Source organism: Kribbella sp. NPDC002412 (assembly GCF_053592935.1).
The window spans coordinates 41,893-66,029 of the sequence record NZ_JBSFBL010000023.1; the positions used below are offsets into that span (position 1 = coordinate 41,893).

Genomic DNA, 24,137 nt, shown 5'->3' on the forward strand with positions numbered 1-24,137 from the left:
TCGATGACGGTGTCGCGTTCGATCCGCGAGCACCTGCCGGCGCCACTCGCCCGGACCGCGGGAGCGGTCCGGCGGCGCCTGCGCGGCTTGCGGTACTCGTACGCGCAGCTGCCGGCGTTCCCGCCGGTGGCGACGACCCCGGTGCGGATGCTGGTCGGACCGACCAACTCCGCGGGTCAGGGCTACGCCTGGGCACAGGCCGCCAAGACCCTGCCCGAGGTCAGCGCCGTCTCGTTCGCCCTGCACCGCAAGGGGCAGTTCCAGTTCGCCACCGACTACGGCGTCCCGCTCGCGTGGTTCGGCCAGCCCCGCTGGCAGCGCGCCCAGGAGCGGTACGTCGGTTCGCACACCCACGTCCTGGTGGAGTCGCTGCGCCCGATCTTCGGCGCGCGCGGCTTCCCGGACGCCGCCGCCGACATCGCCGCGCTGCTGGCCGCCGGTGTGAACGTCGGCCTGCTGTTCCACGGCTCCGACATCCGGCTGCCCAGCCGGCACGCGAAACGCGAGCGGTGGTCGCCGTTCACCCCTGGTGACGATCTGACCGAGCGCCTGGAAACGCAGGCCCGCCGGCACGCCGAGCTCGTCGAGAGCCTCGGCCTGCCGGTCTTCGTATCCACGGTGGACCTGCTGGACGACGTACCTGACGCGCAGTGGTTGCCGGTCGCGATCGACCCGGCGCCGTGGGCGCAGGCGGCTCGTCCGCTGTTCAGCGGTGAGCTTCCGGTCGTCGTACACGTTCCGTCGAACGCGCAGCTCAAGGGCACCGACCGGATCGACGCCGTGCTGACCGAGCTGCACGACAACGGGGTACTGGAATACCGGCGGATCACCGGTGTGCCGCACAGCGGGATGCCGGGCGTCATCGGCGACGCTGACATCGTTGTAGACCAGCTCAGAATGGGTCTGTACGGCGTGGCGGCGGCCGAGGCGCTCGCCGCGGGGCGGATCGTCGTCTCGTACGTCGGTGAAAGTGTGCGCCAACGGGTGCGTACTCTGACTGGGCGAGAGGTGCCGATCGTGGAGGCGGATCCCGACACTCTGGGTGATGTTGTCACCGGCCTGATCGCCGATCGTGACGCCGCCGCCGAGCGGGCGGCCGCCGGACCCGCCTTCGTGGCGGAGCTGCACGACGGACGCCGCTCGGCCGAAGCACTCACCAGCTGGCTCAGTTCGAAGGAGATCCTGTGACGTCCCGCATCGCGCCATCCGCCGACGTCGACGACCGCGCCCAGATCGGCGACGGTTCGTCGGTCTGGCACCTGGCCCAGATCCGCGAGAACGCGGTGCTGGGGAAGAACTGCATCGTCGGCCGCGGCGCCTACGTCGGGACCGGGGTCCGGATGGGCGACAACTGCAAGATCCAGAACTACGCCCTGGTCTACGAGCCGGCCGTGCTCGAGGACGGCGTCTTCATCGGCCCGGCCGTGGTGCTCACCAACGACTACTTCCCGCGCGCGGTCAACCCGGACGGGTCGCCGAAGAGCGGCCACGACTGGGAGCCGGTCGGCGTGACGATGAAGGAAGGCTGCTCGATCGGGGCGCGCAGCGTCTGCGTGGCGCCGGTCACCATCGGCCGCTGGGCCACCGTCGCCGCGGGTGCGGTGGTGACCAAGGACGTGCCAGACTTCGCGCTGGTCGCCGGCGTCCCGGCCCGCCGCATCAAGTGGGTCGGCAAGGCCGGCGTTCCGCTGCTCGCCGTCGGTGACGGCGAGTGGAAGTGCCCGAACACGGGCGAGATGTACATCGAAACCGACGGACGGCTGCGGCCGGCCGGTGAAGACATGGAGGAGAACTGATGGTGCAGCCGATTCCGGCCGCGAAGCCGATCATCGGGAAGGAGGAGCGCGAAGCCGTCGACCGGGTCATGCAGTCCGGGATGCTGGCCCAGGGCCCCGAGGTGGCGGCGTTCGAGCAGGAGTTCGGCGCAGCGCTGGTCTCCGGCCGTGCGTGCGTCGCGACGAACTCCGGCACGTCGGGTCTCCACCTCGGTCTGCTGGCCGCGGGTGTCGGCCCCGGTGACGAGGTCATCGTCCCGTCCTTCACCTTCGCCGCGACCGCGAACAGCGTCGCGCTGACCGGCGCCACCCCGGTGTTCGCCGACATCGAGCCGACGTACTTCTGCCTGGACCCGGCCGCGGTCGAGGCCGCGATCACCGAGAAGACCAAGGCTGTCATGCCGGTGCACCTGTTCGGTCACCCGGCGAACATGACCGCGCTGCAGGCGATCGCCGACAAGCACGGCATCCAGATCTACGAGGACGCCGCGCAGGCGCACGGCGCGACCTGGAACGGCGCGCAGGTCGGCACCTTCGGCGAGTTCGCGATGTTCAGCCTGTACCCGACCAAGAACATGACGTCGGGTGAGGGCGGCATGAACTCGGTCGCGAACGCCGACCTCGAGCGCCGGATGCGGCTCTTCCGCAACCAGGGCATGCTCAAGCAGTACGAGAACGAGGTCGTCGGCCTGAACAACCGGATGACCGACCTGCACGCCGCGATCGGCCGGGTGCAGCTGACCAAGCTGGCCGGCTGGACCAAGCAGCGGCAGGAGAACGCGGCCTTCCTGGACGCGAACCTGCAGGGTGTCGCCGTCCCGGCGGTGGCCGCCGAGGCGACCCACGTGTACCACCAGTACACGATCCGGGTGACCGAGGACCGCGACGGCTTCGCCGACGCGCTGCGCAACGAGCACGGTGTCGGCTGCGGTGTGTACTACCCGATCCCGAACCACCGGCTGCCCTCGTTCCAGCGCGAGCTGGACCTGCCGGAGACCGAGAAGGCCGCGGCCGAGGTGCTCTCGCTGCCGGTCCACCCCTCGCTGTCCGAGGAAGACCTGAACCGGATCGTGGCCGCGGTGAACACCGTGGCGAAGGCTGGTGCGTGAGATGGCGAACCTGAAAGCCGGACTGATCGGCCTGGGCATGATGGGGCGCCACCACGCCCGCGTGCTCGCCTCCCTCGAGGGCGTCGACCTGGTCGCCGTCGCCGACCCGGGTGGTGACAAGTTCGGCGTGGCCGGCGGTCGCCCGGTGCACGAGAACATCGAGCAGTTGATTGCCGAGGGCATCGACTACTGCATGGTCGCGGTACCGACCCAGTACCACGCCGAGATCGCGAAGGCGCTGGCCGAGGCCGGCGTGCACGCGATGATCGAGAAGCCGCTGGCCGGGTCCACGGCCGAGGCGACCGAGATCGCCAAGGCGTTCGAGGCGGCCGGCCTGGTCGGCGCCGTCGGTCACATCGAGCGGTACAACCCGGCGCTGCAGGCGCTGCGGGTCCGGCTGGAGGCCGGCGAGCTGGGCGACATCTACCAGATCACCACCCGCCGCCAGGGCCCGTTCCCGGCCCGGATCGCCGACGTCGGCGTGGTCCTCGACCTGGCCACCCACGACATCGACCTGACCGCCTGGGTGACCCAGTCGCCGTTCGTCTCGGTGTCCGCGCAGAGCGCGCACAAGAGCGGCCGGCAGTACGAGGACCTGATCGCGGTGACCGGCCGGCTGGCCGACGGCACCGTGACCAGCCACCTGGTCAACTGGCTGTCCCCGATGAAGGAGCGGCTCACCGTCGTCACCGGTGAGAAGGGCGCGTTCATCGCCGACACGCTGCTGGCCGACCTGTCCTTCCACGCCAACGGCACCGTGCAGACCGCCTGGGACGACGTCGCGCACTTCCGCGGGGTCAGCGAGGGCGACATGATCCGCTACGCGATCAGCAAGCCGGAGCCGCTGCGCACCGAGCACGAGGCGTTCCGGGACGCGGTCCTGGGCAAGGAAGCCGACATCGTCACGCTGCAGCAGGGTCTGGCCACCGTCGCGGTGGCCGAGGCCGTGATCCAGTCCGCCGCCGAGGACCGCACCATCAAGGTCGCCGGGGAGTCCGCCGAGTCATGAAGGTCCTGAGCGTCGTCGGGGCACGACCGCAGTTCGTCAAGCTGGCGCCGGTGGCGGAGGCGTTCGCCGCCACCGAGCACCAGCACGTGATCGTGCACACCGGCCAGCACTACGACAAGAACATGTCCGACGTGTTCTTCGCCGACCTGCGGATCCCGGACCCGGACGTTCACCTGGGTGTCGGGTCCGGCAGCCACGGGGTCCAGACCGGTTCGATGCTGTCCGCGATGGACGCCGTACTGGACGAGCACAAGCCGGACTGGGTGCTCGTGTACGGCGACACCAACTCGACGCTGGCCGGGACGCTGTCGGCGGTGAAGATGCACCTGCCGGTGGCGCACCTGGAGGCCGGGCTGCGGTCGTTCAACCGGCGGATGCCGGAGGAGCACAACCGGGTCCTGACCGACCACGCGGCCGACATCCTGCTCGCCCCGACCCAGGTGGCGATGGACCACCTGGCCAACGAGGGTCTGAAGGATCGCGCCCGCCTGGTCGGCGACGTGATGACGGACGTGTGCTTCCGGGTTCGCGACGCGGTCAAGGACAAGCCGCTGGACGTGCCTTTCAAGCGTGGTGAGTACGTCGTCTCGACCATCCACCGGGCCGAGAACACCGACGACCCGGAGCGGCTGGCCGCCATCATTGAAGGGCTCGCCGCAGCCGGTACGCCGGTGCTGCTGCTGGCGCACCCGCGGCTGGTCGCGAAGTGCGCGGAGCACGGCATCAAGCTGGAGCGTCCGGACGGTTCGCTGCACGTCCGGGAGCCGCTGGCGTACCCGGAGATGGTCGCGGCCGTCCTCGGCTCGTCCGGTGTGGTCACCGACTCCGGCGGCCTGCAGAAGGAGGCCTTCCTGCTCGGCCGGGTCTGCACCACGCTGCGCACTGAGACCGAGTGGGTCGAGACGCTGGAGGACGGCTGGAACGTCCTCACGTCCGACGTGAGCAAGCTGCCCGAGCTGGCCGCCCGGCCGGCGCCGGCAGCCGACCGCCCCATGCCCTACGGAGACGGGCACGCCGCCGGGCGTGTCGTCACCGCACTCACGGAGTAACTACGTGACCAAAGCCGCCGAAGAACAGAGCCAGCCGCCCTCCCCGGGCTCTCCGGGGCCGGCGGCTTCGGCCGTTACGACCGACGACACAGCCGCGCGCGGCGTCGGCACCGCGCCGCCGCCGGGCGCGCCGGTCAGCGCGTTCCCGGGCGAGTCCGGACAGCCACCGGCGGAGCCGCGCAAGCGGCTGCCGCGGGTGGAATCGCTGACCGGCCTGCGCTGGTGGGCCGCGTTCTTCGTGTTCGCGCACCACATGACCAACCTGGCGCCGCTGCCGATCTACGACTTCCTGAAGTACGGGACGTCCGGGGTGACGTTCTTCTTCGTGCTGTCCGGTTTCGTGCTGACCTGGTCGGCCCAGCCGGGGACGAAGATCCGCACCTTCTACCGGCGCCGGTTCGCCCGGATCTTCCCGCTGTACTTCCTCACCCTGATCGCGGCGATCTTCGTGTTCTACCGGTTCGACCCACCGGCCGGGATGGCGTGGATCAAGCCGGTCTCGATCACCGTGCTGGTGCTGTCGGGCCTCCTGCTGCAGGGCTGGTCGAACAACCCCACCGTCCTGTACGGCGGGAACCCGGCCGGCTGGACGCTGTCGGTCGAGGCGTTCTTCTACGCGTACTTCCCGTTCGTCTGGCGGGCCACGAAGAAGCTCAAGGTCGCCGGCGGCCTGATCCTGTGTGTCGCGGTGCTCGTCGTCGGCGGGGCCTACCGGCTGGCGCTGTTCCACAACCGCGACGTCGTGCCGGTGCTGCCACAGCCGATCCTGCACTCGGTCGCGTTCCTGTTCGGCATCGGCCTGGCGATCGCGCTGCGGACCGGCTGGAAGCCGCGGATCCCGGTCTGGTTCGCGTTCCTGGTCACGTCCGGCGGCCTGTTCACGCTGTGGTACTCCGGCAAGCACCCGACCGAGGTGCCGTTCGCGATCACCATGGGCCTGTGCCAGAAGGAAGTCCTGACCCTGCTGTACGGCTTCCTGATCCTCGCCGTCGCCGCCCGCGACACCCGCGGTGGCCGGTCCTGGCTGCGCAGCAAGCCGCTGGTCGCGCTCGGCCAGTGGTCCTACGCCTTCTACCTGGTGCACGCCACCATCCTGTACGCGATCAAGGAGTACCACGGTGTGGCCGGGCCGATCGGCTGGTCCAACCTGACCTGGTACGCCGGTGTCGGCGCCATCTCGATCCTCGCTTCGTGGCTGCTGTACAAGTTCGTCGAGCACCCGCTGGAACGGAAGCTGCGAGGCCCCCGATGAAGAATCACTACCTAGTGGAGTTCCTGTGCGTGTCAGTGTTGTTGCCTTAGGCAAGATCGGGCTGCCGTTGGCGGTCCAGTTCGCGGCCAAGGGCCATCAGGTCGTCGGCGTCGACATCAACCCGAAGACGGTCGAGCAGGTGAACGCCGGGCAGGAGCCGTTCCCGGGTGAGGCGCACCTGGCCGAGCTGCTGGCCGAGACCGTGGCCGACGGCCGCCTGCGGGCGACCACGGACTACGCGGACGCCATCCCCGGCAGCGACGCGGTCGTGCTGGTCGTGCCGCTGTTCGTCGACGAGAAGACCGGTGAGCCGGAGTTCGGCTGGATGGAGAGCGCCACCCGGTCGCTGGCCGAGCACCTGAGCCCGGGCACCCTGGTCAGCTACGAGACCACCCTGCCGGTCGGCACCACCCGGAACCGGTGGAAGCCGCTGCTGGAAGAGGTCTCCGGCCTGACCGAGGGCCAGGACTTCCACCTGGTGTTCTCGCCGGAGCGGGTGCTCACCGGCCGGGTCTTCGCGGACCTGCGCAAGTACCCGAAGCTGGTCGGCGGCCTGTCCGAGGAGGGCGCCAAGCGCGCCACCGCGTTCTACGAGGCGGTGCTGGACTTCGACGACCGCCCGGACCTGGAGCGCGGCAACGGCGTCTGGGACCTGGGGTCGGCCGAGGCGGCCGAGCTGGCGAAGCTGGCCGAGACCACCTACCGCGACGTGAACATCGGGCTGGCCAACCAGTTCGCCCGGTTCGCCGGTGAGCACGGGATCGACGTGCACCAGGTGATCGAGGCGTCGAACTCACAGCCGTACAGCCACATCCACCGGCCCGGTATCGCGGTCGGCGGCCACTGCATCCCGGTCTACCCGCGGCTCTACCTGTGGACCGACCCGGACGCCACCGTGGTCCGGGCCGCCCGCGAGGCGAACCTCGGCATGCCCGACTACACGGTCGGCCTGCTCGAGGGCGCGTACGGCGACCTGGCCGGAGCCAAGGTGGTTGTGCTCGGAGCGGCGTACCGTGGAGGTGTCAAGGAGACCGCGTTCTCCGGGGTCTTCCCGGCCGTGGAGGCGCTGAAGGCCCGTGGTGCGGAGGTGTCCGTGCACGACCCGCTGTACACCGACGAGGAGCTCCGGCAGCTCGGCTTCACGCCGTACGCGCTGGGCGCGCCGGTGGACGCGGCTGTCCTGCAGGCGGACCACCCGGAGTACGCGCAGCTGACCCCGGCCGAGCTGCCGGGCGTGCAGGTGCTCGTCGACGGCCGTGACCGCACCGACCCGGCTCGTTGGGCTGGCGTGCGCCGGATCGTGATCGGAAGGTCGGTCAGCCAGTGACACATGCCGGCCTGCGGGTCGTGATGATGGTCGCAAACGACGTCACCAACGACAGTCGGGTCCGCAAGGAGGCCGCAGCACTGGCCGAGACCGGAGCAGAGGTGACTGTGCTCGGGGTCTCGGCCAGCGGACTGCCGTCGAGGGAGATGCTCGACGGCGCGCTGATCGTCCGGGTGGCGGTTCCGTTCAGCCTCCGGGAGGAGCGGAAGCGGAGCCGCAAGGCCCGCCGGGACTGGCGGCCGCCCTTGGTGGGGTACAGGAACCGGTCGACGTACGTCGCCCGCAGCCAGCGGATCCAGGCCGAGCTGAAGGAGCTCAAGGCCGACTCCGGGCACGCCATCGCGCGCGCGAAGGCGGGGCAGGGCAATCCGCTCAAGTTCAAGGCCGGCGTGGCCACGCGGCTGCTGCGGCGGTCCAGGTGGCAGACGGCGAAGAAGGTGACCTGGGTCCGCAAGGGCGTGGGAAACAAGGCCGACGCGCCGTTCAAGTTCGGCTGGCGTGCGTACGACGGCGTGATCCACCGGCTCCCGTGGCCGGCGCCGTGGCGCAAGCTGCACCCCGAGGCGCTGGACCTCGAGATCGCCTTCGGTGACTTGATCGATCGACTCGAGCCCGACGTGGTGCACGCGCACGACATGCACGTGATCGGTGTCGCCACCCGCGCCGCCGGCCGGGCCAAGCTGCGCGGCAAGCACCTGAAGGTCGTGTACGACGCGCACGAGTACGTCGCCGGCCTGTCCCGGTACGGCGCCCGGACCCGGCGGTCGATCGCGGCCTGGGCCAACCACGAGGCCGAGTACATCCGCGACGCGGACAAGGTGATCACGGTCAGCCCGGCGATCGCCCGGACGCTGCAGAAGGACCACGACCTCGATCACGAGCCCGTGGTGATCATGAACACGCCGAACCCGGCGGACGTGTCGGTCGAGGTGTCCGACATCCGCAGCCGGATCGGTCTGCGCCCGGAGGTCCCGCTGCTGGTCTACAGCGGTGGCGTCACCCGGGCCCGCGGCATCGAGACCGCCGTCCAGGCGCTGGTGGACCTGCCGGACGCGCACCTGGCCGTCGTGTGCGTGCCCGGTGTCGCGACGGACGCCGTCCGGGAGCTGCAGGCTCAGGCTGCGGCCCTCGAGGTGCAGGACCGGCTGCACTGCCTCGACCCGGTGAAGCCGGACGAGGTGGTCGCCTTCCTGCGGACCGCGGACGTCGGCCTGATCCCGATCCTGCGCTACCCGAGCCACGAGATGGCGCTGCCGAACAAGCTGTTCGAGTACGCCTTCGCCGGTCTGCCGGTGGTGGTCAGTGACATGCCGAGCATGAAGGAGTTCGTCGACCGGACCCGGATCGGCGAGGTCTTCGTCGCCGCCGACGCGCACGACCTGGCGTCGAAGGTGCGCACGGTGCTCGGCGACCTCGACACCTACCGCGAGCGCGTCGCCGACCCGGCGTACCAGCAGGAGGTCTCCTGGGCCGGGCAGGCGGACAAGCTGCGCGGCCTGTACAGCGAGCTCGTCGGGCAGCAGCTCGAGATCGTCCAGCCGGGTGGCCGGGCGATCAAGAAGGAGCGCCGGTTGCTGCTCGGTCCGGTCAACAGCGCCGGGCAGGCGTGGCTGTGGGCCACCGCGCTCGAGCGTGAGGTGCCGAACCTCAAGGCCGAGTCGCTGACCACCGGCAGCGGCGCGTTCGACTTCCGCGTGCACCGGACCGGCACCTACCGCCAGTACCGGTCCGACCTGCGCTGGCAGCTCGAGCTGACGGCGTACGCGTTGCGCGAGGTCACCCACGTGCTGTTCGAGGCCGGCCGGCCGATGTTCGGGCAGCAGCGCGGGCAGATGTGGACGAACGACGTACCGATGCTGGACCAGGCGGAGATCAAGCACGGCCTGGTCTTCCACGGGTCGGAGATCCGCGACCCGGCGCAGCACCGGGCGCAGTACCAGTGGTCGCCGTTCCGGAACGCCGACGACGAACTGACCACGCGCCTGCAGGCCGCGAACGACCTGATGCGGACGCACCTGGAGGGGTACGAGGGCACGATCTTCGTCACCACGCCGGACCTGCTGGAGTTCGTCGACAACGGCATCTGGCTGCCGCTGACCGTCGACCTCGAGGAGTTCACGTCGACCGCTCCGGTGCTGGAGCGGGAGGTGCCGGTGGTGCTGCACGCGCCGTCGGCCAGCGCGCTGAAGGGGTCGGTGTACGTCGACCCGGTGCTCACGGACCTGGATGCGCGAGGCCTGATCAAGTACCAGCGGGTCCAGGGCGTCCCGCACGCCGAGCTCGCCGAGATGGTGCGCAACGCCGACATCGTGGTCGACCAGCTGCTGCTCGGCTCGTACGGCGTCTTCGCCTGCGAGGCGATGGCGGCCGGCCGGGTCACCGTCGGGCACATCGCGGACCCGGTCCGCGACCTGCTGCCGACCGACCTGCCGATCGCGGAGGCGACCCCGGACGACCTGTCCGAGGTGATCGAACGGCTGGTCGCCGAGCGCGACTCGGCCCGCAAGATCGCCGACGCCGGTCCGGAGTACGTCCGGGAGCTGCACGACGGGCGGAAGTCCGTGGAGGTTCTGCTGCCCTTCCTCGGCGGAAGGTGACATGCGGGTACTGATGATCGCGCAGTCCCCGATCGCCGGGGACTCGCGGATCCTGCGGGAGGCGACGGCTCTGGTCGCGGCCGGTCACGAGATCCACGTGATCGGCCGCGACGTTCCGGAAGGGTTCGAGGTCGGTCCGGGGGTGACGGTCGAGTCCGTCTCCCGGTCGGCCGGTCTGCGGGGCAGCAACGGCGGTCCCGCGGTCGGGCACGGGCGGAACGGGCCGAAGGTGCTGGTCCAGCGGTTCGGCCGGTGGCTGCTGCTGCCGGAGCACCGGGACCGAACCGAGAAGCAGTGGCGAACCGCGGCGGCCCCTCGAGTGGCCGCCGCGGGGCCGTTCGACGTGGTGCACGCGCACGACTTCAACACGTTGGAGCTCGCTGCCTCGTTCGCTGCGGAGTGGTCGGCGGACTTGGTCTACGACACCCACGAGCTGTGGTTCGACCGGGCGTTGCCTGGACGGCCGACGCCGTTGTGGCGGGCGCGTGGGCGGCGGTTCGAGGTTTCGCTGGCGTCGAAGGCGCGGTTCGTGATCACCGTGTCGGACGGGATCGCGCGGCGGTTGCGCGAACGCGGGCTGGCTGACGTTCGCGTCGTACGGAACACGTTCCCGCGGGCGGACGAGGTGCCGGCGGCGCCGGATCGGCCGGAGGGGTTGCTGTACGCCGGTCGCGTCGGGGCGGGTCGTGATCTGCCGACTGTGGTGGCGGCCGCGCGTCAGCTGGCGCCGTTCCGGACCGTGCTGATGGGGTCGGTGGATCCCAACTACCGCTTGGATCTCGGGCCGGTGGAGACCGTCGCCGAACGCTCGATCGACGAGGTCGACGACACCCTCCGCTCCTACGGCATCTCGCTCGTCACCCTCACCAACACCTGCGAGAACCACCGCCTGGCCCTCCCCAACAAACTCTTCCACGCCGTCCGCGCCGGCGTCCCGGTCGTCGCCGCCGACCTCCCCGAAATGCGCGCCGTGGTAACCCAGTACAAACTAGGCACCCTCTACACGCCAGGCGACCCAGCCTCGTTGACCGCCGCCGTCCGAGACCTGATCGACAACTACCCCACCTACGCCGACGGAATCCGCTCCTCCGCCACAGACCTCAACTGGGAAAAGGACGCAGCCACCCTGGTAGCTGCCTACGCAGAGCTCGCCTGACACCGCCTACTAACACGCCCGCCCCGGCCTCCGGCCGGGACGGGCGTGCTGTTTGAAAAGCCGGAGCCTCGCCAACCGCCGAGCGAGGCCGGCAGGCCAACCATCCCCGCCGACCTGCTGCCGAACGCCAACCTGCTGTGCGGCTCTTCTGCTAACTGCCCGCCCGGCCGGCCGAAGGCCGGGCGGGCGGGCTAGTTCTTAGCGGCTGGCTTCCACCATCTGGCGCATCAACTCGGCTGGGTCCTTTTCCGGCTCGGGTTGGGCGAGGCGGGTGGAGGGGATGCGGGATTGGGGTGCTTCGGCTGTGGTCAGGCCGGCTGTGTAGCCGGTGAGGGGGAGGGTCAGGGAGGAGCGGGTGGGGTCGAGGGTGATGGTGGCTCCGGTGAAGGGGATGGAGGGGTTGTCGGGTTCGACGGTGAGGACCAGGCCCAGGCGGTGGCCGGGAGCGAAGACCACGTCGTCGGCGTTCAGCTCGAAGGTGAGGTCGTACCAGCGGTCCGAGCGCAGGGATTCCTTGGTGTACAAGGACTTGTAGTGCCCGACGTCGGCCAGCGTCCGCACCACGACCGACGTGTCCGACACCGCCGTGTTGACCTGCGTGTCGGCGTAGCAGCCGGTGTCGAGGGCGTTCCCGTCACCCCAGCACACCGACGTGTTCGGCACGTTGGTGACGTTGGTGTAGCGGTTCGCCGTACCGTAGTCCACCAACCGCGCCTTGATGCCTGCGGCAACCTTGTTGACCTTGACCCGGACCGTCACCTTCCCGGTCCCGGTGACCCGAACCGCCTTCTCCAGCTCGTCGCTCAGGAACACCGCCCGATCCGGCCGGGCAGTCGTCGGGTCGAGTACGACGGTGTCCACCGACGGCTCGTCCGTCCCGGTGAAGCTGACCGGGTCGCTCGACGCCGCGGCGATCGACAGCCCACCGGTCTTTGCGCCCGAGGCCTTGCTCAACTTCAGCGTGGTCTGGCGAGCGCCGACGGCCGGCCAGCGCGGCTCCTCGTAGAACGTCCCGTCCTCACGCTGGACGGTCGCCTGCGGGGTCTGCATCACGCCGTTCTGCAGGCCCTGCAGCCAGTAGTCGAACCACGGGTGCAGCTTGTTCACCCACTCGTCGCGGAAGCTGAACCCGTCCAGGTGCACGCCCTGGTGCAGGAAGATCTTCCGCGGCACGTCGTACCGCTGCAGCTGGTCCCACCACTCACCGAAGTGCCGGGTCTTGACGTTCTCGTCGCCGAGGCCGTGGACGACGTACACGCTGGCGTGCACGTTGCGCGCGTCCAGGTTGTAGTTCCGCGGGTCCCACCACTTGCTGTAGCTGCCGGTGCGGGTGTCGGAGTCCTGCTCGATCTCGTTCGTCATCTCGACGCAGCGCGGTGACGCGTCGTTGCTGACGTAGTCGTGCAGGAAGCCCATGTACTCGTCGTAGAAGGGCACCCCGAAGCCGCGGGTGTAGTCGTACCAGCTGGAGATCGCCGCGATTGGGACGATGGTCTCCAGGCCCCGGACGCCGGTGCTGGCGACCGAGTTGGCGATGGTGCCGTTCCAGGAGACGCCGATCATGCCGGCCTTCCCGGTGGACCAGTCGGCCTTGGCGCGGCTGCCGTCGGCGTTGTAGCCGGGCACCCGGTTGTTCAGCCAGTCGATCACGGCCTTGGTGCCGAGCACCTCGAGGTCCGCGCCGACGTCACTGCAGCCGGTCGACCGGAAGGTGCCCGGCATGTCGACGAACGCGACGGCGTACCCGCGCGGCACGAAGTAGTTGTCCAGCCAGCTGCCGAACACCTGCCGGACGCCGTTGCCGTCGAAGTAGGCCTTGTTGTCGCCGGCGTAGTACGGCGAGGCCTGGATGATCACCGGGACGTCGACACCGGCCGCGGCGGCCTCGCCGGGCCGGATCACGTCGACGGTGATCCGGTCGGTGACCCCGTTCGCGTCCCCGTCGAGGCTGGGGACGTCGACCTCGATCCGCTCGTGGATGGCGTTCTCGTAGTCGTAGGCGGCGACCGTGGTCGTGCCCTGGATGAAAGGTTTGGCCGGTACGGCGGTCGGCTCGGCACTCGCGGTGAGTGCGGCCAGCGGCGCCATCGCGGCGGCGACCAGAAGAGTGATCCCGGTCCGGAACCGTTTTCTGCGCATGCGTACTCCCCCTATGGGCGGTAGGTGGAGACCATTCTGCGCACAGATCCCACCCGAGTGGTCACTTCCTGTGCACAGCACGGGAAAAACTTCGCGCCGCAACTTCTCGGCCAGCCCGAGCATCGAGTGAGCGAGAAGGGCAGAACCGAGGGAGAGCCGAACATGTGGCGACGGATGCTGGGTGCGAGCTGTGGGGCGGTCCTGGCGCTGGGGCTGGCGGCACCGGTCGCAGAGGCGACGGGTGCGAGTACGACTGAGGCCTGTACGGCGGGAGTCGGCGGTGTGACTGCGGCCGGGGGACACACGGGCCGGACTGTCACTGCGACGGCGCCGCCGTCGATCAACACCGGCGGCACCACGGCGAACGCGTTCAGCCCGGGCAAGGTGCGGCTCACGACCCACTGGGAGAGCTACCCGAAGTCCGGCGCGGGCAGCGTGAACACCGGCTACGTGATCCTCGGGGACTCGTTGTACAGCGCCGGCTACGCCACCAACGGGCTCGACCAGCTCGAAGGTCCCGTGCACTACACGCGGATCGGCGGCGGCTGGTCGAAGTTCAGCCTGATCGAGTGGGCGACGTACGACACCATCGAGCCCGGCGACGTGTCGCGGACGGAGTTCTACGCGCTGCGCACCGACGGCGTGCTGTTCCGCTGGCACATCACTCAGAACGGCTGGCGCGCCACCGGCTCGTATCCCGGGTTCTCGGCGGTGAAGACGATGGCCGTGATCAGCAAGCGGCCCGGCTACGACACCTTCCTCGCGAACACCAAGGGCGGCGCGCTCTACACCATCCGGATCCCGGTCACCTCGCCGATGAAGCCGGTCGTCAAGCAGGTCCGCACCCGCAGCTGGCAGGGCTTCGAGACGCTGGTCGCGAACCGCTGCGGTCAGTACGGCACGTTGCTGCTCGGCATCGACAAGGACACCAAGGCGGGTTACCTGTACGCCGTCGGGCACGCGAACGGCACGTCGACCGTCATCAACAGCCTGGGCAGGGTCGAGGGCGGCACGTTCGGCGACCCGCTCGACTTCCGGTGGTCCGTGGTCTCCTACTACGACTTCCTGAACGGGGAGTGAGCCGGATGGTGCGACGGGCGATCGGGCTCGCGTGCGGCGCCGTACTCGCGCTTGGGCTGGTGCCGTCCGCCGCTGATGCGGCCACGTCCGCGCCATGTACGGCGTGGGTCGGTTCGGTGACGGCTGCGGGAGCGCATACCTTCAAGGTCGTCGCCACGACGACGCCGCCCTCGCTCACTCGGTCCAGCACGACGACGGGGGTGTACTCAGCTGGCCAGGTACGGACGGCGAGTCACTTCGAGGACTACCCGAAGTCTGGCGCGGGCAGCGTGCGGTTCGGGTACGTCGTCATCGGGGACGCGTTGTACGGCAGCTCCTACGCGGTCGACGGCAACGAGGAAGTCGAGCCGCCGGGGCCGAACCTGCAACGGATCGGCGGTGGCTGGTCGAACTTCAGCCTGGTCGAGTGGTCGGCGTACAACGCCGGTGCGGTCGGGCCGCGGACCGAGCTGTACGGGCTGCGGAAGGACGGCGTTCTGTTCCGCTGGCATCGGCAGGACAACGTGTGGCGCAGCACCGGCTCGTACCCGGGATTCGGCGCGGTCAAGACGATGACGCTGATCAGCAAGCAGCCGACGTACGACACCTTCCTGGCGAACACCAAGGGCGGCGCGCTCTACAGCGTCCGGATCCCGGTGAGCTCGCCGATGAAGCCGGTGGTGACGCCGGTCCGGACGCGCACCTGGCAGGCGTTCGAGACCCTCACGGCGAGCAAGTGCGGCCAGTACGGCACGTTGCTGCTCGGCATCGACAAGGACACCAAGACGGGCTTCCTGTACGCCGTCGGTCACGCGAACGGGACCGCGACGGTCATCAAGGGCCTCGGTCAGGTCGCGACGACGTTCCCCGACCCCGTCGACTTCCGCTGGGCGCCGGTCTCCTTCGCCGACGATCTCAACGGCGACTGACCGCTCACGCCGCCCCGCCCCCCTCCTACGACCCCCTCAACGGGGACTGAGTGGTGAGGAGGGTTTCGAGGGCGGCTTGGGTGGTGGGGTTGGTGGGGGTGTAGGTGAGGACGTACTGGGGGTTGTCGCCGGGGACCTGGAGGGATTCCAGGGAGAAGGTCAGTTGGCCGGCGGTGGGGTGGTTGAGGGTTTTGGGGCAGTGGGTGCGGGCTGCCACGTCCTGGGACGTCCAGAAGCGGTCGAAGTCGGGGCTCGCGGTGCGTAGCTCGTCGACGAGTGCGGTCAGCTCGGGGTCGGCGGCGTACTCGGCCGAGGTACGCCGGAGGAGTGCGACGGCGTCCCGCGCGACGGTCTCCCAGTCGGCGTAGAACTCGCGGGCGTGCGGGTCCAGGAAGTAGAGCCGGGCCAGGTTCCGGTTCTGCGGGTCGTCGAAGTCCGCGATCACCGCGGTGGCGCCGCGGTTCCACGCCAGCACGGTGCTCAGCCGGTCGACCACGATCGCCGGTACGTCGCGCATCGCCTGGATCATCGCCTTCAGCTGCGGCCGTACGGCGGCCCGCGGCGGCACCGCCGGCGGCGTGCTGCACGCCAGCGTCCGCAGGTGCTCGCGCTCGGCCGGACTCAGCCGCAACGCATCCGCGACCGCGCTCAGCACCCCCACGGACGGGTTCTCAGCCCGCCCCTGCTCGAGGCGGATGTAGTAGTCCACGCTGACGTTGGCCAGCAGCGCGACCTCCTCGCGGCGGAGGCCGGCGACGCGGCGGTCGTGCCCGGGTGGCAGGCCGATGTCCTCCGGCCGCACTCGAGCCCGGCGGGTCTGCAGGAACTCTCCCAGCTCTGGTCGCGCGCTCACCCGACCAGTATTCCTGGCACCTCAACGACCTGGGTGGTACTGCCAGACCTAGGCTGAAGCGACCCTTCTGAGCTCAGGCCGCCCGCCGGAAGGTGGGCGCATGACAAACACTTCGCGCATCGCGCTCGTCACCGGGGCCGCCAGCGGGATCGGCGCCGCCATCGCTACACGCCTAGCCGCGGACGGCGCGTCCGTCGCGCTGCTCGCTCGCCGTCGCGACCGCCTGGAGAAGGTGGCCGCCCAGATCGCCGAGTCCGGCGGTACGGCGCTCGTCGTACCGGCCGACGTGACCGACGCCGACTCGGTGGCGGCGGCCGCGGAGCTTGTGCAGGAACGCTTCGGCGATCTCGATCTGCTGGTGAACAACGCCGGGTTGATGAACGTGGTCCCGTTCGCCGACGGGCCGGCCGACGACTGGCGTCGTACGGTCGACGTCAATCTGTCGGGCGTCATCACCGTCACGCATGCGTTCCTGCCTGCGTTGAGGCGGTCGGCCGCGACCAGGACCACCGATCTGATCAACGTGTCGTCGCTCGCCGCGGACCGCTTCCAGCCGGGCATGGCGGCGTACGGCGCATCGAAGGCCGGCGTCAGTTACCTCACCCGGGCGCTGCGCACCGAGCTGGCCGCCGAGGGGATCCGAGTCACCAACCTCGAACCCGGCATGATCGACGGCACCGAGCTGGCCGACGGCTTCCCGCCTGAGCTGCGCACCATGGTCGACGACCTCCGCGCCACGCTTCCCGCGGTCCCGGTCAGCGAGGTCGCCGAGCTGGTCGCGTACGTCGTCAGCCGGCCCCGGGAGGTGAATCTCCCGGAGCTGATCATCCAGCCGTCGAAGGAGCTCTAGCGTGACCCGGCCGGATCCGACCGGTCGACCGAACGTCACACGACCAAGTGCAGCTTGACCGGGGCGATGCCGACCTCGACGCGTTGACCCCAGCCGACGGCGAGCGTGTCCGACTCCATGCCGTCGCCGAAGACCACGAGGTCCGACTCGGCGGCGATGGTCAGTACGTCGGGCGCCTTCACCAAGCCCTCGGTGTTGTCCGTCCCGGTCGCCGGCGACGGCCAGGCCTCGCGGACGAACCAGCACAGCGTCGGGTCGGTCGGCGACGGCAGCGCCAGCGGGCTGCGCCGTTCCTGCCAGGCCGATCGGCACCAGCCGGTCGACCCGGTGCCCGTGCCGACCAGGATCCCGGACGAGGACTGCCGCTCCGGCAGGCTGTCCGGCGAGGACAAGCGGTAGCGCGCGGACTGATGCGTCCGGTGCCCGATGTACACCTCGTTCAGCGCGATCAGCTGCTGCCCGTCATCGGTGCTTGCAGCAACCATGGTGCGTTCGACGACCTGACGCTCGTGCAGCAGTACGGCGATCGCGGCCGGCTCGTGCGGCACGAGTACGCCGGGATTGCGGGCCGGCTCGGGGTTGATCCCGATCACCGGCTGGCCGTCCAGGTACTTCGCCACGTTCGCGACCAGGCCGTCCTGGCCGACCGCGATCACCACGTCCTCCGGGCCGAACCCGAACCGGTCGAGGTCGTCGCGCTCGGCCACAGCACGCCGCCAGTCCAGCGGGATCGCGGCCGACACCGTCGCGAGCGCTTCCTGCTGAGCCTGGTGCCGGGCGTCGAGCTCGGCCAGGTCCCGGCCGCGGCCGGCCAGGAAGAAGCCGGCCTGCTGACGGGTCCCGTGCCGGGCAACCAGCTCCGTCAGCTCGGTTGCCCGGTGCACCAGCACTGCCCTGGGTGGGAGGCTCATCTCAGGCCCGCTCTCCCGCGGTCAGCTTGGCCAGCAGCGGGGTCAGCAGGTCCGGAGTGAGGTTCAGCGTCCCGATGTCGGGCAGCGAGCCCTGCTTGATCGCCATCGCCAGGATCGTCCCCTGGTCCAGCTCGGCGTACGCGTCCAGCATCGCCTTCTCCGCGGCGGCTTCGGCGGCGCCGATCACCCGCTTGGCATCCGCCTCGGCCTCGCTCAGCGCCCGCTTGCGACCCGCGGCGGCCGTGGTCTCGATCTGCCCGGCCGCGGCCGCCTCGGTCGCCCGGCGCCGCTCGTTCTGACCGCGCTGGTTGACCAGCTGCTCCTCGCGCCGGGCAAGCTCGATCTGGTTCTGCAGCTCGTTCTCCGCGATCGAGCGCTCCCGCTCGACGGCCATCGCCCGGCGCTCGTACGTCGCCTTGTCCGCGGCCTGCTGCACCATCTCCCGGGTGGGCGTCTGCAGGGCCTTCTCGACGTCCCGCTCAGCCCGTACGGCGACCACGCGGACGTCCTCGATGCCGATCCCGAGGCCGGTGAGGCGCTGGTCCTCGCGCAACCCGGTGCTCATCGCCCGGCGGAGCCCGGTCATGCCCTCGGAAAGCGCCTCGGTGAGGCTCATCCGGGCCAGCAGGTCGAGCGCGGTCTGCTGCGCCAGCTCGGTCAGCAGGCCGCCGAGCTGCTCCAGCGGCGTCGACCGCCACAGCCCGGTGTCCGGGTCGATGCCGAAGTCCAGCCGGACGGCGGCCAGGCCCGGGTCGGTGACCCGGTAGGTCACGGTCGCCTGCACGGCCACGTCCTGGAAGTCCTGCGTCCGGCCGTGGAACAGCAGCGGCTGCTCGCGGTCGTCGACCGGGATCTCGCTCAGCGACGAGTTCAGCGCGCGGAACCAGAACGCCTGGCCGGCGCCGTCGTGCACCAGCTTGCCGTTGCGCAGGTGCCGCACGTGGGTGGTCGGGTTGGCCCGCAGGTGGCTGATGAAGCGGAACCGGGTGATGTCTGCCATCTCGTCTCTCTCCTTGTCGTCAATCTGACGATAAGGGGTTGAGTGATTTTTCGTCAAGATGACGATTAGAGTATGTTGCCATGGACTTCGTACCGCTCGGCGTGGCCGCCGACCTGGTCATCCTGACCGTCCGCGACGGTGCCCTGCAGGTGCTGCTGATCCGGCGCGGGATCGCGCCGTACCGGGGTCGCTGGGCGTTGCCGGGTGGGTTCGTGCGGCCGGACGAGGACCTCGAGCAGACCGCCCGCCGCGAGCTCGCGGAGGAGACCGGCCTGTTCTCGGACCGCATCCACCTCGAGCAGGTCGCGACGTACGGCGCTCCGGGTCGAGACCCACGCGGTCGGGTCATCAGTGTCGCCTACCTGGCGCTGGTGCCCGATCTGCCCGCGCCGGTCGCCGGGACGGACGCCGCGTCGGCGAGTTGGGTCGGTGTTGCCGAGGTGCTGGACGATCCGGGGCGGCTGGCGTTCGACCACCACCGGATCCTCACCGACGGGGTCGAGCGTGCCCGCGCCAAGCTCGAGTACTCCCCGCTGGCGACCGCGTTCTGCCCGCCCGAGTTCACCATCTCCGAGCTCCGCGGCGTCTACGAAGCGGTCTGGGGCACCCCGCTCGACCCCCGAAACTTCCACCGCAAGGTCACCAAGACCCCGGATTTCGTCGAACCGTCCGGCGGCACTACCAGCCGCGACGGCGGCCGCCCCGCCCAACTCTTCCGCCGCGGCAGCGCAACCACCCTGCACCCCCCGATGACCCGCGGTTGACTTCTAGTCGGGTTGAACTGGTTGCATCCGGCGCATGGACTTTGGCGGACTGGATGTTCTGGTGACCGGGGCCGGTCGGGATACCGGGCGGAAGCTGGCGCTCGCCTTTGCCGATCGTGGGGCTCATGTGCTTGCGACCGCGCGGACCCGGGCCGCGGCCGAGGAGACCGTCGCCTTGATCGAGGCAGCCGGCGGCAACGCGACACCTGGCGTCTTGGACCTCGCCGACCCGGAGTCGGTCGAGCGACTGACCGTCGATCGCCTCGACGTTCTCGTGAACAGCGGTGCCCGCTACCTGGCGGGCACCCCGTCGCCGGCCGATGTGGTCGACACGATCGCGGGCGGCGCGACCGGCACGATCCTGCTCACCGAACGGCTCCTACCGTTGCTCAGGGCCTCCAATCGCCCCGACATCGTCAACCTGATCTCCGCCGCCGGCGAGGTCGGCCACCACCGCTCACCAGCCCACCCGGCGTTCTACGCGGCCAAGCACGCCGAGGCCGGGTACGCCGAGATCCTGTCGGAGCGACTGCGTCCGGACGGGATCCGGGTGATCTCCCTGTTCCCGCCGGACTTCGTCCAGGACGGCCCGCGGGACACCGGTGCAGACCTCACCGCGCAGTCCGTCGTCGACTGCGTCCTGTTCGCCGTCGGTCAGCCGCGCGACTGCTTCATCCGATCGTTCTGCTTCGAACAGCCAGCTCCTCGGCCGTGATCAGGTCGGTATGGGTGCCGGGGGACCCGCAAGCCCAGGCGCCCGCGATGGATCCGGCCAGGGCGGCGTCGTACCAGCTGACACCGTCGAGCCGGCGGGCCAGGAACGCGGCGACGTAGGCATCGCCGGCGCCGTTGGAGTCGACAACGGGCCGGTCGGGGAGCTGGACGGCGCCGATGTGTCGTGGTGCCTGCTCCCGGACGTGCAGGTAGCTGCCGTCGGCACCGGCCATCGCGACCACGACCTCGGCGCGGCCGTTGGCGAAGATCCAGTCGACCGCGTCGTCCGGCAGTTGGCTGGTAGAGACGAACACGATGTCGGCGGTGGTCGCGAAGTCCTTGTGGTAGTCGTTCCGCCCGTCCCAGTCGTGCAGGTCGGTGGAGATCGTGCAGCCCGCGGCGAGTGCGTCGGCCAGGGCGCGCCGGGCGAAATCCATGATCGATACGTGCACGTGGTGGGCCCGTTCCACGCTGGGCCGCCAGAGGTCCGGGTCGACTCGCAGGCCGTCAGGGTGCCGGCCGTCGTACAGGGCGAGGCGGCGGCCGTCCGGGGCAACCAGGTTGACCGATCGACGGGTGCCGCTCGGGTGCAGTGTCACGTGCAGCGGCATCCGGAGGTCGTCGTACAGCCGGCGGATCCGGTGGCCCTCGGGATCGTCGCCGATCACGTCCGCGAGGCCGGCATGGAGGCCGAGCAGGTGACAGCCGAGCGCCACGCCGTGGCCGGTATGGCCGACGTACGACTCGATCGGCTCGACGCGGATCGTCTCGGTCGCACGCAATGGCAACTCGGGCACCCGCACGATCGTGTCGACCCCGACGCCACCGATGACGAATACGTCCAATTCCATGCGTTCCGTCCTACCCGAATTTCGTCCTGTGTGTCAGGTGGCTTTGGCGTCATGTGTACAGTCCGGCGGCGGCCAGGCGAGCGAGAGTGCCTGCCTGGCCGCCGGGTTGCTACCGGGAGGTCTCGACGAACTGGCGGATCAGCTCGGCAGGGTCCTTCTCCGGCTCGGGGTGTGCCTTCTGCCGGGCGGTCACCGTCTCGGCCGGACCGGGGGTGCGAAGGGTCGTCGTCGCACCGGTCAGCGGCAGGGTGAGCGATGACCCCGCCGGGTCGATCGTCAACGCTCTGCGCGTCTCTGTGTCGTCCGGGTTGCCTGGCTCGACCGTCAGCACGAGTCCGATCCGGTGGCCGGCGGCGAACACCGCGTCGTCGGCGTTGAGCTCGAAGGTCAGGTCGTACCAGACGCCCCGCTTCAACGGCTCCAGCTGGCTCAACGAGCGGTAGTGCCCGATGCTCGCCATCGTCCGGGCCACCACGTTGAGATCGGACTGCGCCGTCGCGATCCCGGTGTCGGCGTAGCAGCCGGTGTCGGTCGTGTTCCCGTCACCCCAGCAGGTCGTCGTCGGCTTGTTGAAGTACGACGTGTAGCGCGTGGCCGGGCCGTAGTCGACCAGCCGTGCCTTGATCGCCGCCGACGGCTGCGACGACTGGACCCGGACCTTGACCGTGCCGGTGCCGGACAACCGCACCGCACTCGTCAGCTCGTTCGTCAGGAATACCGCCCGGTCAGACCGCAGCGTCGTCGGATCGAGCACATGATCGTCGTCGGAGTCCTTCCGGTCGGCGAACTCGACCGTGCCCGATCCCGTGACCGCGTCGGTCGTCAGCGTCCCCGCCGTCCGGCCGGCCGGGGCGGCCAGCGACAGCTTCGTCTGCTGGGCGCCCGCCGCGGGCCACGTCGCCTCGCTGGTGAACGTGCCGTCCTCGCGCTGGATCGTCGCCATCGGCGTGTCCATCACGCCGTTGTCGAGGCCCTGCAACCAGTGGTCGAACCACGGGTGCAGCCGCTGCACCCAGGTGTCGCGGTAGCTGAAGGAGTCGATGTGGACATCCTGGTGCAGGAAGATCTTGCGCGGTACGCCGTTCTTCGCCAGTTCGTCCCACCACTCGCCGAAGTGCCGGGTCTTGACATTCTCGTCGTTCAGGCCGTGGACGACGTACACGCTGGACTTCACGTTCGCGGCGTCGAGGCGGTAGTTGCGTGGGTCCCACCAGGGGCTGTAGCTGCCGGTTGCCGAGTCGGACGCATTTTCCAGTTCCTTGGTCAGCTCCGGGCACCTGGGACTGACGTCGTTGCTGACGTAGTCGTGCAGGAATCCGACGTACTTGCCCCAGAACGGGACGCCGTAGCTGCGGGTGTAGTCGTACCAGCTGGAGATGGCCGCGATCGGCACGATGGTCTCGAGGCCCTCGACTCCCGTGCTGGCCACCGAGTTGGCGATGGTGCCGTTCCAGGACACGCCGATCATGCCGGCCTTGCCGGTGGACCAGTCCGCCGTCGCCGGGGCACCGGCGGGGGTGAAGCCCTTCGCCCGGCCGTTCAGCCAGTCGATGACCGCCTTGCCGCCGGCCACCTCGTAGTCGCCGCCGACGTCGTCACAGCCGGACGAGCGGAAGGTGCCGATCAGGTCCACGAAGGCGACCGCGTAGCCACGCGGCACGAAGTAGTTGTCGAGCCAGGTGTTGAAAACCTTCCGGGTTCCATTCGCGTCGAAATAGGTCGCCGGGGCCGACGCGTAGTACGGGGACGCCTGGATGATGACGGGTACGTCGACGCCGGTCTGCGCGGCCTCGCCGGGCCGGATGATGTCCACCGTCACCCGGTCGTTGACGCCGTTCTCGTCGGCGTCGAGCGGCACCTCGACGGAGACCCGTTCCCGGATGGCGTTGTCGTATTCGTAGACGGGTGCCGTCTGGGTGCCGGTGACGAACGGCCGGGTGTCGGCGGGCTGGGCGGGTGGCGCCGCACTGGACGTGAGTGGGCTGAGGGCGATCGCGGCGAGAGCCGTGGCCGCTGTGGCGACCGCGATGGTACGGCGTGGTCGCCGGGACGAGCTGAGTAGCATGGGCGGACTCCTGAGCTTGGCGGACACGCCCCGCGCTGTGGCGCGGGACGTGCCCCGAACCCTAAGCCGGGTCCTCGAGCCGCACCAGTGCTTGCCGTTACTGCTTGATGGGTGCGCCGGTCTTGGACTGGAGCTCGTCGAAGGTGACGCCGTCGGCGAGCTCGACCAGCTTCAGGCCGTCGTCGGTGACGTCCAGCACGGCGAGGTCGGTGATGATCCGGTTGACCACGCCGCGGCCGGTGTACGGCAGGTCGCAGTCCGCCAGGATCTTGTGCGAGCCGTCCTTGGCGACGTGCTCCATCAGCACGATCACCTTCTTGGCGCCGTGCACCAGGTCCATCGCGCCGCCCATCCCCTTGACCATCTTGCCGGGGATCATCCAGTTCGACAGGTCGCCGGTGGCCGACACCTGCATGGCGCCCAGGATGGCCGCGTCGATCGCGCCGCCGCGGATCATCCCGAACGACAGCGCGGAGTCGAAGAACGAGGCCCCCGGCAACGTCGTGACGGTCTCCTTGCCGGCGTTGATCAGGTCCGGGTCCTCGTCACCCTCGACCGGGTACGGCCCGACGCCGAGGATGCCGTTCTCGCTCTGCAGCACGACGGTGACGCCGTCCGGGATGTAGTTCGGCACCAGCGTCGGCAGGCCGATGCCGAGGTTCACGTAGGAGCCGTCCTCCAGCTCCGCGGCGGCGCGGGCGGCCATCTGCTCACGGGTGAGTGGCATC

The 24,137-nt window shown here is 69.9% G+C and carries 21 protein-coding genes; 14 read left to right on the forward strand and 7 right to left on the reverse strand.

Features of this window, described 5'->3' with window-relative positions:
• Positions 1-3: 3 nt before the first annotated feature.
• Genes ACWCOV_RS19830 through ACWCOV_RS19870 form a run of 9 tightly spaced genes read left to right on the forward strand, consistent with a single transcriptional unit; the run spans position 4 to position 11,274 of the window.
• Positions 4-1,188: a hypothetical protein gene (locus ACWCOV_RS19830; RefSeq protein ID WP_449830744.1), complete on the forward strand. Its 1,185-nt coding sequence runs from the start codon at positions 4-6 to the stop codon at positions 1,186-1,188.
• The gene (locus tag ACWCOV_RS19835) at positions 1,185-1,796 is read left to right on the forward strand and encodes an acyltransferase (protein WP_396351961.1); all 612 of its coding nucleotides are present in this window, start codon (positions 1,185-1,187) and stop codon (positions 1,794-1,796) included. The genes ACWCOV_RS19830 and ACWCOV_RS19835 overlap by 4 nt, the downstream gene beginning before the upstream one ends.
• Positions 1,793-2,884 (forward strand): DegT/DnrJ/EryC1/StrS family aminotransferase, encoded by a 1,092-nt coding sequence (locus tag ACWCOV_RS19840; protein ID WP_449830810.1) that lies wholly within the window; start codon positions 1,793-1,795, stop codon positions 2,882-2,884. Before ACWCOV_RS19835 ends, ACWCOV_RS19840 begins: the two co-directional genes overlap by 4 nt.
• Before the next feature lies 1 nt (position 2,885).
• Positions 2,886-3,893 carry a Gfo/Idh/MocA family protein gene (locus tag ACWCOV_RS19845; RefSeq protein ID WP_449830745.1) on the forward strand — a complete coding sequence of 336 codons (1,008 nt, stop codon included), beginning with the start codon at positions 2,886-2,888 and terminating at the stop codon, positions 3,891-3,893.
• On the forward strand, positions 3,890-4,942 hold the full coding sequence (gene wecB / locus ACWCOV_RS19850) for a non-hydrolyzing UDP-N-acetylglucosamine 2-epimerase (protein ID WP_449830746.1): 1,053 nt from the start codon (positions 3,890-3,892) through the stop codon (positions 4,940-4,942). The genes ACWCOV_RS19845 and wecB overlap by 4 nt, the downstream gene beginning before the upstream one ends.
• A gap of 4 nt (positions 4,943-4,946) precedes the next feature.
• The gene (locus ACWCOV_RS19855) at positions 4,947-6,194 is read left to right on the forward strand and encodes an acyltransferase family protein (protein WP_449830747.1); all 1,248 of its coding nucleotides are present in this window, start codon (positions 4,947-4,949) and stop codon (positions 6,192-6,194) included.
• A gap of 25 nt (positions 6,195-6,219) precedes the next feature.
• Entirely contained in the window at positions 6,220-7,521 is a 1,302-nt protein-coding gene (locus tag ACWCOV_RS19860; RefSeq protein ID WP_360519062.1) for a nucleotide sugar dehydrogenase, read from the forward strand.
• Positions 7,518-10,118, forward strand: coding sequence for a glycosyltransferase family 4 protein (locus tag ACWCOV_RS19865; protein WP_449830748.1), 2,601 nt, complete (start codon positions 7,518-7,520; stop codon positions 10,116-10,118). Before ACWCOV_RS19860 ends, ACWCOV_RS19865 begins: the two co-directional genes overlap by 4 nt.
• Before the next feature lies 1 nt (position 10,119).
• Positions 10,120-11,274 (forward strand): glycosyltransferase, encoded by a 1,155-nt coding sequence (locus tag ACWCOV_RS19870; protein WP_449830749.1) that lies wholly within the window; start codon positions 10,120-10,122, stop codon positions 11,272-11,274.
• A 198-nt stretch (positions 11,275-11,472) separates the two neighbouring features.
• Here the strand turns inward: ACWCOV_RS19870 and ACWCOV_RS19875 are convergent, their stop codons facing one another.
• Positions 11,473-13,413 carry a CocE/NonD family hydrolase gene (locus ACWCOV_RS19875; RefSeq protein WP_449830750.1) on the reverse strand — a complete coding sequence of 647 codons (1,941 nt, stop codon included), beginning with the start codon at positions 13,411-13,413 and terminating at the stop codon, positions 11,473-11,475.
• 162 nt (positions 13,414-13,575) lie between these two features.
• On the opposite strand from ACWCOV_RS19875, the gene ACWCOV_RS19880 reads away from it, so the two are divergent.
• On the forward strand, positions 13,576-14,493 hold the full coding sequence (locus ACWCOV_RS19880; RefSeq protein WP_449830751.1) for a hypothetical protein: 918 nt from the start codon (positions 13,576-13,578) through the stop codon (positions 14,491-14,493).
• Between the two features lie 5 nt (positions 14,494-14,498).
• Positions 14,499-15,401 (forward strand): hypothetical protein, encoded by a 903-nt coding sequence (locus tag ACWCOV_RS19885; RefSeq protein WP_449830752.1) that lies wholly within the window; start codon positions 14,499-14,501, stop codon positions 15,399-15,401.
• A 25-nt stretch (positions 15,402-15,426) separates the two neighbouring features.
• On the opposite strand, the gene ACWCOV_RS19890 is transcribed toward ACWCOV_RS19885, so the two are convergent.
• On the reverse strand, positions 15,427-16,254 hold the full coding sequence (locus ACWCOV_RS19890; protein WP_449830753.1) for a helix-turn-helix transcriptional regulator: 828 nt from the start codon (positions 16,252-16,254) through the stop codon (positions 15,427-15,429).
• 100 nt (positions 16,255-16,354) lie between these two features.
• Here ACWCOV_RS19890 and ACWCOV_RS19895 point away from each other — a divergent pair, with 100 nt between their 5' ends.
• Positions 16,355-17,104, forward strand: a complete 750-nt coding sequence (locus ACWCOV_RS19895; protein ID WP_449830754.1) for an SDR family oxidoreductase — start codon at positions 16,355-16,357, stop codon at positions 17,102-17,104.
• A gap of 35 nt (positions 17,105-17,139) precedes the next feature.
• Here ACWCOV_RS19895 and ACWCOV_RS19900 read toward each other — a convergent pair whose 3' ends face one another.
• Positions 17,140-18,015 carry a hypothetical protein gene (locus ACWCOV_RS19900; RefSeq protein WP_449830755.1) on the reverse strand — a complete coding sequence of 292 codons (876 nt, stop codon included), beginning with the start codon at positions 18,013-18,015 and terminating at the stop codon, positions 17,140-17,142.
• A gap of 1 nt (position 18,016) precedes the next feature.
• Positions 18,017-19,015 (reverse strand): SPFH domain-containing protein, encoded by a 999-nt coding sequence (locus ACWCOV_RS19905; RefSeq protein WP_449830756.1) that lies wholly within the window; start codon positions 19,013-19,015, stop codon positions 18,017-18,019.
• Between the two features lie 80 nt (positions 19,016-19,095).
• Here ACWCOV_RS19905 and ACWCOV_RS19910 point away from each other — a divergent pair, with 80 nt between their 5' ends.
• Together ACWCOV_RS19910 and ACWCOV_RS19915 are read left to right on the forward strand one after the other, a co-directional pair.
• The gene (locus ACWCOV_RS19910) at positions 19,096-19,779 is read left to right on the forward strand and encodes an NUDIX hydrolase (protein ID WP_449830757.1); all 684 of its coding nucleotides are present in this window, start codon (positions 19,096-19,098) and stop codon (positions 19,777-19,779) included.
• A 34-nt stretch (positions 19,780-19,813) separates the two neighbouring features.
• On the forward strand, positions 19,814-20,494 hold the full coding sequence (locus ACWCOV_RS19915; protein ID WP_449830758.1) for an SDR family NAD(P)-dependent oxidoreductase: 681 nt from the start codon (positions 19,814-19,816) through the stop codon (positions 20,492-20,494).
• Here the strand turns inward: ACWCOV_RS19915 and ACWCOV_RS19920 are convergent.
• From ACWCOV_RS19920 to ACWCOV_RS19930, 3 genes are all read right to left on the reverse strand, one after another.
• Positions 20,451-21,344, reverse strand: coding sequence for a carbohydrate kinase family protein (locus tag ACWCOV_RS19920; RefSeq protein WP_449830759.1), 894 nt, complete (start codon positions 21,342-21,344; stop codon positions 20,451-20,453). The two genes, ACWCOV_RS19915 and ACWCOV_RS19920, sit on opposite strands and share 44 nt — an antisense overlap.
• A 109-nt stretch (positions 21,345-21,453) precedes the next feature.
• A complete protein-coding gene (locus tag ACWCOV_RS19925) occupies positions 21,454-23,409 on the reverse strand; it encodes a CocE/NonD family hydrolase (protein WP_449830760.1) in 1,956 nt (651 codons plus the stop codon).
• A 97-nt stretch (positions 23,410-23,506) separates the two neighbouring features.
• Positions 23,507-24,136, reverse strand: coding sequence for a CoA transferase subunit B (locus tag ACWCOV_RS19930; RefSeq protein WP_449830761.1), 630 nt, complete (start codon positions 24,134-24,136; stop codon positions 23,507-23,509).
• Between the last annotated feature and the right edge of the window lies 1 nt (position 24,137).